We start from the raw sequence: 17,431 nt of genomic DNA, 5'->3' as shown, positions 1-17,431 counted from the left end.
TTTGGTCGGGAGATATAACAATTACTAGAAGTGTGTATGACAGAAACTAAAAAGGAGGCCGAGGCCTCCTTTGATAACATTTACTTAATTAATTAAAATTAAGCAACTGCTTCTTTTGCTTTATTTACTAGTACAGTAAATGCCGCTTTATCGAATACAGCAATGTCTGCTAAGATCTTACGATCGATTTCAATAGAGGCGTGTTTAAGGCCATTAATGAAACGGCTGTAAGACATACCATTTTGACGTGCAGCAGCGTTAATACGTGTAATCCATAATTGACGGAATTGACGTTTACGTTGACGACGGTCACGGTAAGCATATTGACCAGCTTTTGTAACTGCTTGGAAGGCAACACGATAAACTCGTGAACGAGCTCCGTAATAACCTTTAGCTTGTTTTAAAACTTTCTTATGACGAGCACGTGCAACAACACCGCGTTTAACTCTAGGCATAACTATTTTCCTCTTTTATATCTAAAATTAAGCGTATGGAAGCATACGTGAAACAGATGCAACATCACATTTTGCAACCATTTGCGTACCACGAAGGTGACGTTTACGTTTAGTGCTCTTCTTGGTCAAAATATGACGTAGGTGAGACTGTTTGCGTTTAAAACCATTAGCGGTTTTTTTAAAGCGCTTTGCAGCGCCTTTATTCGATTTCAACTTAGGCATTATAACTCCGCATTGTTGAATATTAATGAATAATAATAAGGCGAGTACAAGTGTTTACACACTCATACTACTTGGAAGCACCTACTATTTCTTTTTTGGGGCTAACACCATTACAGCTTGACGACCTTCCATTTTTGGAAAAGCCTCCACGACTGCAATTTCTTTTAGATCGTCTTTAATACGATTCAAAAGATCAAAGCCTAGGCTCTGGTGCGCCATTTCTCGACCTCGGAAACGTAGCGTAATTTTCGCTTTGTTGCCTTCTTCGAGGAAGCGAGTCAGGTTGCGTAGTTTTACCTGATAATCGCCGGTATCAGTTCCAGGTCGGAATTTTATTTCCTTAACCTGAACCCGAACTTGCTTTTTCTTCTGCTCTTTAACAGATTTACTTTTCTCGTATATAAATTTACCGTAATCCATGACACGGCAAACAGGAGGCTCGGCATTCGGGCTAATTTCCACAAGATCTAAACTAGCTTCTTCTGCAATAGCAAGAGCTTCTCTTATAGATACGATTCCAATCACTTCACCATCAGCACCGTTTAAGCGACATTCAGGTATACGAATTTCTTCGTTTATACGATGTTGTCTGGTCGTTTGTTGTTGACCTTTTTTTCCGCCTTTTATAACGAATCCTCCAAAGTTGTTTTACCGCGGCTATTGACTTCGGTTTGTAATTTACTGATGAAGTCATCCAACTTCATAGTACCTAAGTCAACGCCCTTACGAGTACGTACTGCAATTTCTCCTGACTCGACTTCTTTATCGCCGATAACCAAAAGATAAGGCACACGTTTCAAAGTATGTTCGCGGATTTTAAAGCCTATCTTCTCATTTCTCAAGTCTAATTTTGCTCTAATGCCCACTTTCTTCATTTTTTCTACAAATTCTGTAGCAAAAACAGCCTGTTTGTCTGTAATATTCATTACGACAGCTTGAACAGGTGAAATCCAAGTAGGGAAAAGACCTGCATATTCTTCAATTAGAATACCAATGAAGCGCTCAAGAGACCCTAAAATCGCTCGGTGAATCATAACAGGCGTATCACGACCATTATTTTCACACACATATTCAGCGCCTAATTTTTCAGGCATTGAGAAGTCTAGCTGAATTGTACCACATTGCCATGCACGATCTAAACAGTCATGTAAGGTAAATTCAATTTTAGGTCCATAAAATGCACCCTCACCTTCTTGTATCTCGTAGCTTAGGCCACTTGCAGTTAATGCATCAGCAAGTGCTTTTTCTGATTTATCCCAAGTAGCATCACTACCTACACGATTTTCAGGGCGTGTAGACAGTTTAATTTCGATATCTTTGAAACCAAACGTTTCGTAAGTTTCGAAAACCATCTTGATACAATCAGATACTTCTTGCTGTATTTGGTCTTCAGTACAGAAGATGTGAGCATCATCCTGTGTGAAGCCACGTACACGCATCAAGCCATGTAGCGAACCAGATGGTTCATTACGGTGACATGAGCCAAACTCAGCCATACGTAATGGTAAATCACGGTAAGATTTTAAACCTTGGTTATAAATCTGTACATGACCAGGACAATTCATTGGTTTAATCGCGTATTCACGATTTTCCGAATGCGTACAGAACATACCGTCTGCATATTTGTCCCAGTGGCCTGATTTTTCCCACAAGCTACGATCCATGATTTGTGGACCTTTCACTTCTTGGTAGTTAAAGTCACGTAGTTTTTCACGAATGAACGTTTCTAACTCACGGAAGATCGTCCAACCATCATTATGCCAGAACACCATGCCCGGAGCATCTTCTTGCATATGGTAAAGATCAAGTTGCTTACCAATTTTACGGTGATCACGTTTCTCTGCTTCAACAAGGCGTTGTAGGTATTCTTTAAGCTCTTTCTTATCTGTCCAAGCCGTACCATAAACACGTTGTAACATCTTGTTATCAGAGTTACCACGCCAGTATGCACCGGCAACAGACATTAATTTAAAATGCTGGCAATGCTTCATTACTGGTACGTGTGGACCACGACACATATCAATGTATTCTTCATGGTGGTATAAAGCAGGCGTTTCATCACGACCGATGTTCTCGTCTAAGATAGCTACTTTATATGTTTCACCACGAGCTTCAAATGTGTCACGCGCTTCTTGCCAAGATACAACTTTCTTAATTACTTGATAGTTGGTCTTAACCAGTTTCGTCATGTGCTTTTCTAGTTTAGCTAAATCAGCTTCACTAATTGGTTCTTCCATTTCGACGTCATAATAGAAGCCTTTATCAATGGTAGGACCAATAGCCATCTTGGTATTTGGCCATAACTGCTTAATAGCATGACCAAGTAAATGCGCACAAGAGTGGCGTAAGATCTCTAGACCATCAGCATCTTTAGAAGTAATGATTTCAATTGCAGCGTCTTCAGTGATCAGGTCACATGCGTCAACACGTTCACCATTAACACGGCCAGCGATACATGCTTTAGCAAGACCGGAACTAATATCTGCGGCAATATCCATAATTGATACTGGATTGTCAAATTGACGCTGAGCGCCATCTGGAAGAGTAATAACAGGCATTTTATATCCTTTTGCAGTGATGCTGCCTACGATGCAGCGTTTGCATAAATTATGGCGTGAATAACACACCAAGTGATAATGTTCAGTAAAGTGTTAGATACAAATAGCTAACACCCACTAATAAACTGAAATTAAGTAGAACGTTCCGCCATCGAAAACAAAATTGTCAGCGAATGAGCAAAAGTAAAACTATAAGTAGAAAGAAATTTCAGACCAAGTATTATATAGAATTACTTTATAATTACACGGCTTTTGTTAATCTCGCGTCAATTTATCACTATATAAAAGAATAAATACGCCATTTATCAAACAACATCAGTCCCTACAATTTCACAAGCAATGGAATAACATACAATGTCAACCACCGGTCATATCAGTAAAATGGTTTCAACTCTCAATGCAGATAGCAGTGTGAGTTACCAGTTACCACTCGACGATACGCTTATTCCGTTAAACGAATTTATCGGTAAATCAATCACAATGACGCACACAGGCAACATACATTGCTTGAATTGTGGCAAGAAAACCAAGAAAAGCTATTCACAAGGCCACTGCTTTGTTTGTACACGTAAGCTAGCAAGTTGTGACATGTGTATAATGAAGCCAGAAACATGCCATTATGAACATGGTACCTGTCGTCAGCCTGAATGGGCGGATGACTTCTGTATGACAGATCATTATGTTTATCTGTCTAATACATCTGCATTAAAGGTTGGTATTACCCGCCATACCCAATTGCCAACGCGCTGGATTGATCAAGGGGCGACACAAGGCTTACCTATATTCAAAGTTAAAACAAGACTGATATCAGGCTTAGTTGAAACCGCTCTGGCAGAATTCATCGGCGATAAAACCAATTGGCGTACCATGCTAAAAGGTAAAAATACCGATCTTGATTTAAAAGCAGAAGCAGCACGTTTAATGCCTCTAATCGAAGAACAGCTAGGTAACATAGAAATGATGTACGGCTTAGATGCAATTGAAGAACTTGAAGAAGAGATTGTGACGATTAACTACCCTGTTACTGAGCATCCAACCAAAATCGTCTCACACAACTTTGATAAAGAGCCTGTTGTGACTGGCGTATTAAAAGGTATTAAAGGTCAATATCTGTTTTTAGATACCGGTGTGATCAACATGCGTAAATTTTCTAGCTATGAGATCACCTTCACAGCCTAATTAGTTGACCAAACTGTCAACACACAATTAAAGCATACGTGACACTGACCGTTAGTTTCGGTCAGTTATTTGAACCACATCACACTAACCCTTATCTTTTTTTGTATTCCCCAGCATTTACTTTCTATTTTTCATTCATTCTCAGTATTAAATACATAAAAAACTTAAAAACCAAGAAACCTTTAGTGATTAAAACTACTAAATACGTGATTTAATACCCACATATTCCACCTATACTTAAACATCCAGTCTATAAGTGATGAATAAATCAATTTAAACACGATATTAACCTAGTAGAGATAAGTAAATGCAAGTTAAAGCCCCTTTCTGCGTGCGTAATGCCGCAGCTGACACATTCGCAATGGTAGTATTTAGTTTTGTTGTGGGTATGTTGATTGAGATTTTTGTCTCAGGGATGTCGTTTCAACAATCTTTAGCTTCTCGCATGGTGTCAATACCTGTAAATATTGCCATTGCTTATCCGTATGGTTTATATCGTGACTTTATTATTAAGAGCTTTACTAAATTACTGAAGAATAAATTAAGTAAACAACTTGGTGATACGTTTGCCTATGTCTCTTTTCAATCACCGGTTTATGCATTAATTTTATTATCTGTTGGTGCAGACTTCGCTCAGATCGTCACGGCTGTATCAAGTAATGCAGTTGTATCTTGCTTTGTTGGCGTATTTTATGGGCAGTTCCTGGACCTATGTCGTAAGCTATTTCGTGTGCCTGGCTACCATGCAGGTATTAGCGCTTAATAATTGTTAGGCTGAATGGAATAACCTAGGTACAAGTTAACGATATAGCAGATTTTTAGAGGCAAATAGTAAAGGCGCGGATCTGGCGCCTTTTTTATTTCCGTTCCTGAGTGTCCTATTATAATATCTCTATTGGCACTAAATAACGGTGTCTTTGGATAATATAAAGCGCTAGCTTGCCGTCGTGATCATTTCTAGATCTTGTTCTGATTTTAACGTCAATGTAATCTTAATCGCATTATATTCAGTCAAGCTTTGGACATGAGAACCACCACAAGGCATCGTAATACTTTCTCCCACACCTAAATCACAACACCAAAAACGTGAATCAGTCAGCGCATCACCTTCACGCTTCATAACGACTGGTGCAGCAGTTGCAAGCCAAGTTGCCAAGACAACATTCACTTGCGCTTCAATAATCGCAAGATCAGCGAGCATTTCTGTCACATTAAGACCACGCTTTTTCAACGTTTTACCTAGACGATAACTGTCTGTTGATTGGTTTTCAGAAACAATGCTTAATACTTGCGCATATGAATGAAAATCTCTGCTGTTTAGCACATCTTTACGCGATGCATCTTTACGCCAGTAGGTTTGCTCAAGCACTTTGTTTAATGCATAAGACGATAAATGTCCAGAACTGTGTCCACGACTCAGCGCAGCTTGAAAATTCGCATCAACAACGAGTTCGACAGTATCATTTACATTTAATCGCAAATCTGTCGCTAATTCATGAATAACAACAAAATGCCAACCCGCTTCACCACGCTTTACTGGTATATCTGCACCTTTATGTAGTTTGTTATTTTCTATATCAAACGCACCGGTTACGCAGTCTATAACGGCATATTGATGACCTTCAAATACTAAGCAGCCTTTATCTGCCGGGTGATCAGGCCAAATATGGCTTACGGGATGGAATGGAGTCGTGTCAGTCACGATATATAGACTGCTATCTGTTTGTTCAATCCATGATACCTGCGCGATAGATTGTGTTATTCCTTGGGTAAAAAGCACCTTAGTTGGCTGTACTTGTGAGGTTAAAACTTCAGACATCTAAATTCCTTGGGGTAACTAAAATCAGAGCGGGATAATATCACTGCCTTTCGCAATAGCGAAGACGTATATGATAGCAAAGGCATTATTGGCCGTCATCAAACAGCATAAAGCGTTCGATGAATCTTAACCAATTTTGCATGATGGTCTAGATTGAATAAGATATCGCCACTCGGTAAACTCAAATACCGCGAGTAGATTATTAACTCAATTATTTAGTTGTAACAAATCCCATTTAGTCCCGTATAAATCTTTGAATACAACAACGGTACCATACTCCTCGACTCGAGGTTCTTCTGTAAATTCAATACTAAGATTTCCCCTATTTACTTCATTAACTTTAATGACAGCCACTTGGTAATTTCAGGAAACGAATTGAATCCGTACTATGGCCTGCTACAGGAATAAAAATAAAGGCTGTTCCTACAAACGTCGCAGATTCAGACATCTTGCCGTGGCCGTTTTCATCTAGCCCAATCATAATCGAACCACCAGCAACCCCAATGAATGGATTACCTGATTCTCCAGCTAAAGAGCCTGAAAACTCGCTGTTTAAAGTGACTTGACCATTTTTTATTTCAAAATCTTGGCCTTCAACAAATTTAGATTTATAAACAGATTCATTTAGTTTAGATTTAGCGGCAACCAAAACGCTAGTTTCTGAAGCTAAGTCCACCTCAACAAATTCAATCTTGTTATGCTCAATTGTCGATTTAGGCCAAATAGCCTCTGACAGTAACCTTTGAGGTCCTTCAAAACCACTTTCACCGACATTCGCATAGCAACCAACAAAACTTTCAAGTTTAGTTTTATCAGAAAAATCAGCATTGTTTTCAGGGGCCGAAGACATAACACAGCCTGATAAAACAAATACAAGTATTACTATAAATTTACGCATAAACATCCTTTAAAACATTTTCATTATAGTCGTTACCTAATGCTTAACCCCGTTGACCATAACAAGGTGTTATCAAATAATTGAAAATAAGCTTAGCTAACAAATTGTTTTATTATCTTTTGATACATCAGCCAAGCAGTTAATCCTGCGAGTATATTACCGACTAACACACCTACAAATAGACCTTGGATATCTGCAACTTGCGAACCAATCCATAAACATGGCAGGAAGAAAGCAAATAACCGTAATGCCGAAATAGTCAGTGCAACGTATGATCTTGCCAGCGCATTGGAAACAGACACCATCAACATACAAATACCCAACGGACCAAGACTTACTGGCACGATGAGCAAATGTGAGTTGAGGATGCTTGCTACATTTGATTCGCTGGTCATCAGGCCTGCAAGTTCAGTAGAGATGAAGAAAGTGATGATCGCAATGACAAACTGAAAGCCAAGAATAAACTTACAGGCAATACTGACTAATTGGCGGATCTCTGCAATTTTATTTTGTCCCAATAAACGCCCTACCATTGGTGGCATAGACATAGTGAGTGCGAGTACAGCAACAATAGAGAAGAACTCAAAGCGAGAGCCTAGCGCCCACGCTGCAACAGCGGCAGCACCATAACTCGCCAACAGTTTAGTCGCCAGCATTGAAGAAAGCGGAGGCAAGAGTTGACTGGTCATGGCGGGTCCCATTATATTGCCAAGCGAACGAACACTTGCCGAGACATCGAGGTGACTCCAATCGAAGCAGACCCAGTGCTTCTGAGTTACTTTCGGCGCGACATACAAAACGCCGATACCAAAAGCGATGATGGTGGCAAGCGCGGCACCGTTAATGCCCAGATCAAAAGTGAAAATAAAAATAGGATCAAGTACTAGATTAATGACACTGGTAACCATCATCATAGTGCCAGGTAACATGGTGTTACCATTTGCCCGACAAATACTGTAGTAAAAATACAATAAAGCCCCTACCCATGCACTCACCAACCAGACTGGCCAGTAGCCTTCGATAACGGAATACACTGAATCAGGCGCGCTTAACAGAATCAAAATGGGTTCTCGAATCAGCCATAATAAAGCACAAATTACAGCGACGCCAACACCGCCAATCATCAGCACTAAGCCACCTAACTGCTTGGCATACTGCGTTTGTTCTGCGCCTAGTGCTCTTGAGATGACAGCTGTTGTGGCAATCCCTAAACCAACCTGAATACCAATAATAATCATTTGGATCGGCAGCGTGAAGCCTTGTGCAGCAAGGGGCAGTATTCCCAACTGACCGATAAACGCACTGTCGACCAGTTGAAAACTCATCAATGACAATACACCAAACAACATTGGCCAAGTCATTTTAAATAATTGACGAGCGAGAGCTAGGTCTGATTTAGAAAAAATTGTACTCACTATTTATTACCCAACTCACGTGCAGGCTGCACTAAACAGGCTTTATTAGCAGGATAAATTGTCGCTATAACACTCATAACCATAGCAACACCACCAACCACCAGCACATCATTCAATTCAAGTTGCGATGGTAAGAAATCAATAAAGTAAATATCACCCGATAAGAATTCATGACCAATCAAGCCTTCGATAAATTTGATGATCACAGTCAGGTTTTCTGAGATCAAAATACCTAATATCGTACCAGAAACCACACCAAGAATACCGTTGATACCGCCGTGCACAATAAAGATCAAACGCAGTAATGCATTAGATGCACCCATGGTTTTTAAAATCGCAATATCAGCACGTTTATCATTAACAGCCATAACCAAAGTAGTGACGATATTAAAACAAGCAACCGCAATCACTAATATTAAAATTACGTACATCAAGCTTTTAACCATTTGAATATCTTGATATAGAAAGCCCTGGCTCGTCATCCAACTACGGATATAAAGATAATGATCTAACTCACTCCCCACTTCACGCACAATGCGATTAGCAGCAAAGATATCAGATACCTTAATACTCATACCATCCGCTTCAAACGCTTTACCTTGAATATCTTGCGCGGCACTCAACGGGATATAAGCAAGATTATTATCTAATTGCCCGCTAAGGTGAATGATCCCAGAAATAGTGAAGCTAAAACGACGTGGAGATTTAAATGAATTACCTGACTGCTGCGATAACAATACCGTGACAGGATCACCAAGTACTAAATTCAACTCTTTAGCAATACCGAGCCCAATCACCAGCGAGCGATGAGCAACAGGATCACTTAAACTATCCCAACGGCCCTCTTCGACATAACGATACACTTCAGAAACTTGCTTTTCAGCCTCACTATCAACAGCACGAAGTTGCACGGCCTTTAGTTCATTACCCTTTTGTAATAAACCATTGAGTTTAATAAAAGGAGCAGCCCCAACAACTTCTGGATGTGTAAGTAATTTACCTTGAGTACGCTGCCAATCATTAAAGGGTTGATTTACCCCTTCAAGCTCGCCATTCGGCACAACCGCTAATATTCTATTTTTCAGCTCATATTCAAAACCGTTCATTGCAGACAAACCAATGATCAACACCATCACACCTAACGCGATGCCAACCGTTGATGACGCCGAGATAAACGCGATGAAGCCATTACGGCGTTTAGACGATGTATACCTCAATCCGATGTAAGCCGCTAACGGACGAAACATTATACTTCCTCCGTCGCAGAATTTACTGGCTGAGTAGCTGTATCGCTAGACAATACGCCATCAACCATATGTAAAGTACGCCCTAATCGGTTAGCCAATTCTTCATCATGGGTAACGATAATAAAAGCGGTATCGCACGTTTCATTTAATTCTTTAATCAAATTAAAAATAGTATCCGCACTACCTTGATCTAGGTTACCCGTCGGTTCATCTGCTAATACAATATTTGGTTCATTAATTAACGCACGTGCAATGGCAACACGTTGACGTTCACCACCAGAAAGTTCACTCGGCTTATGTTCAATACGATGCGATAAACCAACACGCTCTAACATAGCCAAGGCTTTTTCTTTCGCCAATGTCACCTTCATACCCGCGATCAATAACGGCATACAAACATTTTCTAATGCGGTGAATTCATTCAACAGATGATGAAATTGATACACAAAACCCATATTCTGATTACGCATTGCCGCTTGTTGTGATTGTGACATGCTATGAATATCTATACCATTAAGGTGTACAGAGCCTGACGTTGGTGTATCTAACGCGCCCATCAAATGCAGTAAAGTACTTTTACCTGAACCAGAACGACCAACAATCGCAATTAACTCGCCTTTTTCGACCGTCAACGACACTTGCTTTAATACGTGAGTATCAAGATTACCTTCTTGGTAAATTTTTTCGAGATTATTGCAAACTAATAAAGAATTATTCATAACGTAATGCCTCGGCAGGTTTTACATTTGCCGCTCTAAATGCAGGATAAAGTGTTGCGAGTAGACTTAATGCAATCGCACCGAAAATAATTGCCGCGATCTGCGACCAATCAAATAAAACAGGTAATAAACGTGCTCCGCCCGATGCTTGCGCTAACAGGTTAAGGCCAATCAGTGACATAAACTCATTCAGATTAGCCGCTAGCAGTATACCTAAAAGGCCACCAGCAATTGCGCCTAACACGCCAGTCCAAGCACCTTGAATAACAAATATTTGTACAATCGTCGGTCTATTCATCCCTAAGGTTTTCATAATGGCGACATCAGTTTCTTTTTCTGTCACTAACATCACTAGCGATGACAAAATATTAAACACAGCCACAGTAATAATTAAAAATAACAATAAACCGATCATATTCTTTTCCATTCTCACGGCTTGGAATAATTCACCACGTGCGGTTTGCCAGTCGAGTGAGTCAAAGCTATTAATGAAATATTCACGACTCGCTAACGCATTCACTGAAAATGGGTCATTCACAAACACACGGTGTTGCATCGGCGCTGAAGCAGATAAACGAACCAGCTTACCCGCATCGATAATATTCACTAACACTTGCGTCGCTTCAACATCAGAACCAACAGTGTAAATGCCAACGACAGTAAACTTACGCTGACTCGGTACGCGTCCCATCGGTGTAAACACACTGCCTTTGGTCGAGATAAGTCTTATTTTATCGCCAAGCTTAGCATTCAACGATGTGGCCATGCTGCGACCAATAATGATGTTGTATTTACCGGGTTTCAATAAGCTAATATCGCCAATAATCATATTCTGTCGTATCACGTCCCACTGCGGGTAGGAAGAAGGGTCAATACCTTGTAACTGCGCGCCTTGGATCTGGCTTTTACTCTGCACCATGGCATCAGCTTGCAAGAAAGGCGTCACGGCTGCGACTAAAGGATCATTCGTTAATGCCAGTAAACTGGTATCGACATCATTCACATCTGCTTTTGGTGTAACGATGACGTGTGGCACGGCCCCAAGTATTCGGTTTTTTAAATCTTGCTCAAAACCATTCATAACCGATAACACAGTGATCAGCGCTAATACACCTATCGTGATGCCTGCTGTCGAGAATAAAGTAATGAATGAGACAAATCGATTATTGCGTTTCGAGCGGGTATAACGCAAGCCGATGAATAAACTGAGAGGATAATACATAAATAAATTAAGAAGACCTTGCTAAAAACTGCCTTTCATTCTAGAGGCATGCCCACTAATGAGCAAGTAAAATCATGTCTTAGCACCAACTTGTGAGCGATTGCTTATTCTGGTTGAAAACAGCGCCTTAAAAGCGAAATACAATAAACTAAATATGAAAAATAAAAATTAATATGCCACAATGATTGGTTAGCTATCTAGAAAAGGATGACGGCGAATGACTCAACAATATTTTTCTATTAAACATAGTTTATCTGTCAATATTGAACCAGTTTCGATTGATAAAGTACCAACATCTCGATTGGCGTTAGAAAACGAAATGCCAATCCCCTTTAAAATGGCCAATGATGTTGCCGAAATCGACAGTAACGCGCTACGTTCGATCCGTAATATCGGTGAACAAGCTGACGCCTTAGCTGATTTTTTGCAGATGCAAAATAATAAAATTAATTTAATTATGGGCTATGTATTAGCGCAACAAGATCACCCTGAATCACGTTTTAATACCACTGTATTTGGGGCCGGTGAAGTTAAATTTTTAGCGCATGGTGATTTAGCATTAGAGCAAGCTGTTCGCATTAAGATATTCTTACCTAATGATTCATCGGCTATCTACTGCTATGGCATCATCTCAGCACGAGAAGCACAAGAAATAGATGACACGCTCATCGAATACACGGCATCATATACACGTATCCGCGATATCGATCGAGAAATATTAATCCGTGCCACGTTACGTATTCAACAATTACAATTGAAACAACGCGCAGAACAACGCCAGCAACAAGATCTGCAAGATGATCAACAACTGATTCCTTAACTCATTCCTTACTTATGACGATTAGATTACTGACATTATGAAATCAACAGCTATTCTCTCTCTCCCCTTACCGAAAAAACAAGGCGACAAGATCGCCTACGGTAATCTTGTCGGCAGTAGCCTTGCATTCACACTTGCAGAACTGTGCTTACAAACGAAATCCCCTATTCTTACGGTTGTCGCTGATACGCCAAGCGCATTAAAATTAGAACAAGAAGTACGTCACTTTTTGGGCGATGATAAACCACTTATCACCTTCCCTGATTGGGAAACGCTACCGTATGATAATTTTTCACCACACCAAGATATTATCTCGCAACGTATTCATGCCCTGCACCGTTTTCAACAAACCACCAGCGGTCTGATTATTGTTTCCGTAAGTACCTTGATGCAACGTATCGCGCCGGTAAGCTTTTTAGATCAACATAGTTTGATCGTTAAAACCGGCGATAAAATTGATATGCACGCAATGCGCCAGCGTTTAGAGACCAGCGGTTACAATGCCGTAGATCAAGTATTAGAACATGGTGAATTCTCTGCACGTGGTTCTATTCTTGACCTCTACCCGATGGGCAGTACATCACCGTTTCGCATCGACTTCTTTGATGATGAAGTGGAAGAGATCCGCGGTTTTAATACCGAAACCCAACGATCGGAAGGAGTCCTGGAAGCGATTAATCTGCTGCCTGCTCATGAATTTCCTACTGACGCTAAAGCAATAGAATTATTCCGCCAACAGTTTAGAACATTGTTTACACCATCGCGTGAAGCGGAGTCGGTATATCAGCAAGTCAGTAAAGGTTTCTTACCCACTGGTATTGAGTATTATCATCCATTATTCTTAACTGAAACAGCGACCTTATTTGATTATTTACCTAAACAACTGACTATCGTTCAAGTGGGTGAGTTATATCAAGCATCAGAAGTTTTCTTCCAAGACGTTGAAAAACGCTACGAAGACCGCCGCCATGATATTCAGCGTCCATTATTAGCACCAAGTGCACTTTACTTACCCGTTTCAGACTTATTCCAAGCACTTGGTCAGTACAGTAAAGTCAGCTTAAGCAACACACTGCTGAGTGAAAAAGCCGGTAATACCAATCTGGGTTTTAGAAAATTACCTGAAATATCAGTTAATCATCAGAAAAAAACACCGCTTGCGCCACTGCTTGAATTTATAGCAGGGTTTGACGGTAAAATCATCTTCAGTGTTGAATCTGAAGGTCGCCGCGAAACATTATTAGAGCTACTTGAAAAGACCAAGCTAAAACCGAAAGCAATTACCACTATCGCTAAATTCCTAAAAGCTAAACCTGCGATTGGCATTTGGGTTAGCCAGTGTGAAAACAGCTTTATTATTGATGACTTAAATGTAGCTATTATTTGTGAAAACGAATTACTTGGTCACAAAATAATACAACGCCGCCGCACCGATAAAAAAGTACAAGCGAATAATGATGCCTTAGTCAGAAACCTAACCGAGTTAAGCATAGGTCAGCCGGTTGTGCATATCGAGCACGGTGTTGGCCGCTACCTCGGTTTACAGATCATCGAAAATGCAGGCATGGCGACAGAGTTTTTAACCCTTGAATACGCCAATGCTGCGAAACTTTATGTACCAGTTTCAGCCTTGCATCTTATTAGCCGTTATAGCGGTGCGGGTGAATCGTCAGCGCCACTCCATAAACTCGGTAGTGACAGTTGGGAAAAATCCAAAACAAAAGCAATGGAACGAGTACGTGACGTCGCTGCAGAATTATTGGATATCTACGCACAACGCGCGGCTAAAAGTGGATTCCAATATAAATGCGATAAAGAGTCATATCTTGCGTTTGCAGATGGCTTTCCATACGAAGAAACAGACGATCAGAAAACCGCCATTCAAGCTGTCATGGATGATATGCGCCAAGACAAAACCATGGACCGACTCGTCTGTGGTGATGTCGGCTTTGGTAAAACAGAAGTGGCAATGCGAGCAGCCTTCATGTCAATCATGAACGATAAACAAGTTGCCGTACTTGTGCCTACAACATTACTGGCGCAACAACATTTCGAAAACTTCAAAGACCGTTTCGCTAACTGGCCTGTGCGTGTCGAAGTTATCTCACGTTTCAAAACCGTCAAAGAACAGAAACTGATTTTAGAGGATGTTAAAAATGGCAAAGTGGATTTATTAATCGGCACCCATAAGTTACTCAGCAATAAAATTGAATTTTCTGATCTTGGTTTACTTATCATTGATGAAGAACATCGTTTCGGTGTACGTCAAAAAGAAAAAGTAAAAGCCCTACGTGCAGACATCGACATTTTAACGCTAACAGCGACACCTATCCCAAGAACATTAAACATGGCAATGAATGGCATGCGCGATCTGTCGATTATCGCAACACCACCAGCAAAACGCTTAGCCGTGAAAACATTCGTACGTCAATATGACGATAATGTTGTCAAAGAAGCCATCATGCGTGAGATCATGCGTGGTGGACAAGTTTACTTCTTACACAATAATGTTGATTCTATCGATAAAACAGCCGAAGCCATCGCACAATTGATACCTGAAGCACGTGTGATAACAGCTCATGGACAGATGGCAGAGCGGGAATTAGAATCAGTGATGTCTGATTTCTACCATCAACGCTTTAACGTACTCGTGTGCACCACGATTATTGAAACAGGGATAGACATACCAACAGCAAATACCATCATTATGGATCGTGCTGATAACCTTGGTTTAGCACAACTACATCAATTACGTGGTCGTGTTGGTCGTTCACATCACCAAGCTTATGCTTACTTATTAACGCCACATCCAAAACGCATTACCAGCGACGCTAAAAAACGTCTTGAAGCCATTGCGTCATTAGAAGACTTAGGGGCAGGTTTCACATTAGCAACACACGATCTTGAGATCCGTGGTGCAGGCGAGCTACTCGGTGATGAGCAAAGTGGTCAAATCAGTTCTATTGGTTTTTCTCTGTATATGGATATGCTCGACCAAGCAGTGAAGAGTATTAAAGAAGGCAGATCCATCTCACTTGAAGAAGCATTAAAGAGTCAAACGGAAATTGAACTGCGAGTACCAGCATTATTACCCGATGATTACATTCATGATGTTAATATGCGCTTGTCTATCTATAAGCGTATCGCCAGTTGTCAAAGTGAAAACCAATTACGCGAGGTTCAAGTCGAGCTGATTGATCGTTTTGGTTTATTACCCGACAATGCTAAGAATTTAATCCGTCAAACCGAGTTAAAACTCCAAGCTGCACCTTTAGGTATTAAACGACTTGAAATAGGTCCCGCTGGTGGCTATATTAGCTTTGGCGAAGATAATCAGGTTGATGTGGGTTATCTTATCCGCCTTATCCAGCAACAACCTCGTGTTTATAGCATGGATGGACCATCAAAATTGAAGTTTGCAATCAAATCACCGGATGCAAAAGATCGAGTACAACTAGTCGAGTCAATGCTAGTTGAATTTGCAAAAAATAAGATTGCAGGAGTTAAACGTTGAAAAAATCGTTAATTAGTTTATTAGTCGGTATCTCTGTCGGCAGTTCATTTGCAGCAAGCGCTGCAGAAGAAGAACGTTGGTTTGAAGTAGAAGTCATTTTATTCGACCGCAATATTGATCCAGCTAAAGTAATTGAACATTGGGATCCATCTTTATATCCAACGTACTCTAAAGAAAATAAAGACCCGATGGCATTATTCATCAATGATAGCAATTTGATTAATAAAAATAGCCATGAGGCTAATAATGCTAACTCTTTAAATAAGGCAATAACAACAGGCTTACAACCAACGCTGATTGACGACAGTGAAACTTTACCTGTGTTTGGTGACGACAGTAGCAACAGCACTTTTGCAACGCCAGATATAGCAAGCGATATAATAAGCTCAACACATGTCGTGATTGATGGCGCCAACCTAACAAACGAAGCCCAAGACCCTGCTCTGCAAATTGTCCCAGCTAATGAACTACAATTGACTGAGCAATTTACGGCACTAAATGATCATGCAAATTATAATGTCGTGTTACATTCTGCGTGGCGCATGCAACCTAAAGATCGTACTCAAGCTGTACCGATCCGATTGTTTGCGGGTCAAAATTACCAGCAACAATACAAACAAAACGGTGATGCGATTTTAATCAACACGTCGCCGGTTGTAACAGCGGAAATCGCCGCGGATAACAATAGTGCTGATGCATCACAGATTATTGACTTAGATAATGCGACATCAATCAGTGACGTTATCGCATTAACAGAGGCTGATACCGAGACTACTGCAGCCTTAGATTCTACAAAGACAGCCCTAACAGTTGCTGGAATCGCTGAGTCTGCAACACCTGTTTGGAAGATTGACGGTGAGTTAACTATCTACCTAGAGCATTACCTTTATGCAAAAACAAATCTGTTTGTTCGTAAAGAAGGAAATAAAGTGATCACCGCAGAACAAATAACCGAACAACAAGCATTAGAATCTGACGCTGCAGTTAATGCTGAAAACATTGATCTGCTAGAGCGATTGGGTATCCACCTAGAACCAAAGAAAGGTGACCATCACGAGGCCATCATCTCTGCTGATGCAACACTGAAGACAGCTAATGATTTTGCTATTGATGATGTTGCCGAAAATGCAGAAGCAATTGACGGTAGCTTAACTAACGATATCACGACGACGGATGTCGCTATAGGTCAAGCACCACAAGATAAAGTGGTGCCTTTCTTATATAGTTATCCAATGCAGCAACTGCGCGTGATTCGAAGTGGTGAAATTCATTACCTTGATCACCCTATGTTTGGCATGCTCATTCAAATACGAAAATATGAGCCACCAATGCCAAAAGATGCAATCGATACCGCTGAGTAAAT

The 17,431-nt window shown here is 40.5% G+C and carries 15 protein-coding genes and 1 pseudogene; 5 read left to right on the top strand and 11 right to left on the bottom strand.

Annotation, left to right across the window (positions count from 1 at the left end; translation table 11 throughout):
- Nucleotides 1–98 precede the first annotated feature (98 nt).
- From rplT to thrS, 4 genes are all read right to left on the bottom strand, one after another.
- The gene (gene rplT, locus FR932_RS06245; RefSeq protein ID WP_019439702.1) at nt 99–455 is read right to left on the bottom strand and encodes a 50S ribosomal protein L20; all 357 of its coding nucleotides are present in this window, start codon (nt 453–455) and stop codon (nt 99–101) included.
- A gap of 27 nt (nt 456–482) precedes the next feature.
- Nucleotides 483–677, bottom strand: a complete 195-nt coding sequence (gene rpmI, locus FR932_RS06240; RefSeq protein WP_019439703.1) for a 50S ribosomal protein L35 — start codon at nt 675–677, stop codon at nt 483–485.
- Between the two features lie 84 nt (nt 678–761).
- Complete coding sequence (gene infC, locus FR932_RS06235; RefSeq protein WP_081588302.1) at nt 762–1,304, bottom strand: translation initiation factor IF-3; 543 nt, start codon at nt 1,302–1,304, stop codon at nt 762–764.
- The gene (thrS, locus tag FR932_RS06230) at nt 1,301–3,235 is read right to left on the bottom strand and encodes a threonine--tRNA ligase (protein WP_019439705.1); all 1,935 of its coding nucleotides are present in this window, start codon (nt 3,233–3,235) and stop codon (nt 1,301–1,303) included. The genes infC and thrS overlap by 4 nt, the downstream gene beginning before the upstream one ends.
- A gap of 354 nt (nt 3,236–3,589) precedes the next feature.
- On the opposite strand from thrS, the gene FR932_RS06225 reads away from it, so the two are divergent.
- Both FR932_RS06225 and FR932_RS06220 read left to right on the top strand, forming a co-directional pair.
- On the top strand, nt 3,590–4,414 hold the full coding sequence (locus tag FR932_RS06225; RefSeq protein WP_019439706.1) for a DUF2797 domain-containing protein: 825 nt from the start codon (nt 3,590–3,592) through the stop codon (nt 4,412–4,414).
- Nucleotides 4,415–4,721: 307 nt separating this feature from the next.
- On the top strand, nt 4,722–5,177 hold the full coding sequence (locus tag FR932_RS06220) for an L-alanine exporter AlaE (protein WP_019439707.1): 456 nt from the start codon (nt 4,722–4,724) through the stop codon (nt 5,175–5,177).
- Nucleotides 5,178–5,348: 171 nt separating this feature from the next.
- Here the strand turns inward: FR932_RS06220 and FR932_RS06215 are convergent, their stop codons facing one another.
- From FR932_RS06215 to FR932_RS06185, 7 genes and pseudogenes are all read right to left on the bottom strand, one after another.
- The gene (locus tag FR932_RS06215; RefSeq protein ID WP_019439708.1) at nt 5,349–6,233 is read right to left on the bottom strand and encodes an alanyl-tRNA editing protein; all 885 of its coding nucleotides are present in this window, start codon (nt 6,231–6,233) and stop codon (nt 5,349–5,351) included.
- A 207-nt stretch (nt 6,234–6,440) separates the two neighbouring features.
- Nucleotides 6,441–6,542 (bottom strand): annotated as a pseudogene (locus FR932_RS21625) (VOC family protein); the annotation flags it as partial.
- Between the two features lie 31 nt (nt 6,543–6,573).
- The gene (locus FR932_RS06205; RefSeq protein WP_019439709.1) at nt 6,574–7,131 is read right to left on the bottom strand and encodes a hypothetical protein; all 558 of its coding nucleotides are present in this window, start codon (nt 7,129–7,131) and stop codon (nt 6,574–6,576) included.
- 92 nt (nt 7,132–7,223) lie between these two features.
- Nucleotides 7,224–8,546 (bottom strand): MATE family efflux transporter, encoded by a 1,323-nt coding sequence (locus FR932_RS06200; protein WP_019439710.1) that lies wholly within the window; start codon nt 8,544–8,546, stop codon nt 7,224–7,226.
- Nucleotides 8,546–9,793 (bottom strand): lipoprotein-releasing ABC transporter permease subunit LolE, encoded by a 1,248-nt coding sequence (gene lolE, locus FR932_RS06195; protein ID WP_019439711.1) that lies wholly within the window; start codon nt 9,791–9,793, stop codon nt 8,546–8,548. The genes FR932_RS06200 and lolE overlap by 1 nt, the downstream gene beginning before the upstream one ends.
- Nucleotides 9,793–10,512 carry a lipoprotein-releasing ABC transporter ATP-binding protein LolD gene (gene lolD / locus FR932_RS06190; RefSeq protein WP_019439712.1) on the bottom strand — a complete coding sequence of 240 codons (720 nt, stop codon included), beginning with the start codon at nt 10,510–10,512 and terminating at the stop codon, nt 9,793–9,795. The genes lolE and lolD overlap by 1 nt, the downstream gene beginning before the upstream one ends.
- The gene (locus tag FR932_RS06185) at nt 10,505–11,734 is read right to left on the bottom strand and encodes a lipoprotein-releasing ABC transporter permease subunit (RefSeq protein ID WP_019439713.1); all 1,230 of its coding nucleotides are present in this window, start codon (nt 11,732–11,734) and stop codon (nt 10,505–10,507) included. Before FR932_RS06185 ends, lolD begins: the two co-directional genes overlap by 8 nt.
- Before the next feature lie 217 nt (nt 11,735–11,951).
- Here FR932_RS06185 and FR932_RS06180 point away from each other — a divergent pair, with 217 nt between their 5' ends.
- The 3 genes from FR932_RS06180 to FR932_RS06170 are packed head-to-tail and all read left to right on the top strand — an operon-like array spanning nt 11,952 to nt 17,429.
- Nucleotides 11,952–12,554, top strand: a complete 603-nt coding sequence (locus tag FR932_RS06180) for a hypothetical protein (protein WP_019439714.1) — start codon at nt 11,952–11,954, stop codon at nt 12,552–12,554.
- A gap of 37 nt (nt 12,555–12,591) precedes the next feature.
- Nucleotides 12,592–16,068, top strand: coding sequence for a transcription-repair coupling factor (mfd, locus tag FR932_RS06175; protein WP_019439715.1), 3,477 nt, complete (start codon nt 12,592–12,594; stop codon nt 16,066–16,068).
- Nucleotides 16,065–17,429, top strand: a complete 1,365-nt coding sequence (locus tag FR932_RS06170; protein ID WP_019439716.1) for a CsiV family protein — start codon at nt 16,065–16,067, stop codon at nt 17,427–17,429. Before mfd ends, FR932_RS06170 begins: the two co-directional genes overlap by 4 nt.
- Nucleotides 17,430–17,431: the final 2 nt, after the last annotated feature.

The organism is Moritella marina ATCC 15381, from assembly GCF_008931805.1.
Taxonomy (GTDB): domain Bacteria; phylum Pseudomonadota; class Gammaproteobacteria; order Enterobacterales; family Moritellaceae; genus Moritella; species Moritella marina.
The sequence above is the reverse complement of the archived record's forward strand: the minus strand, read 5'-3'. Positions and strand labels throughout refer to the sequence as shown.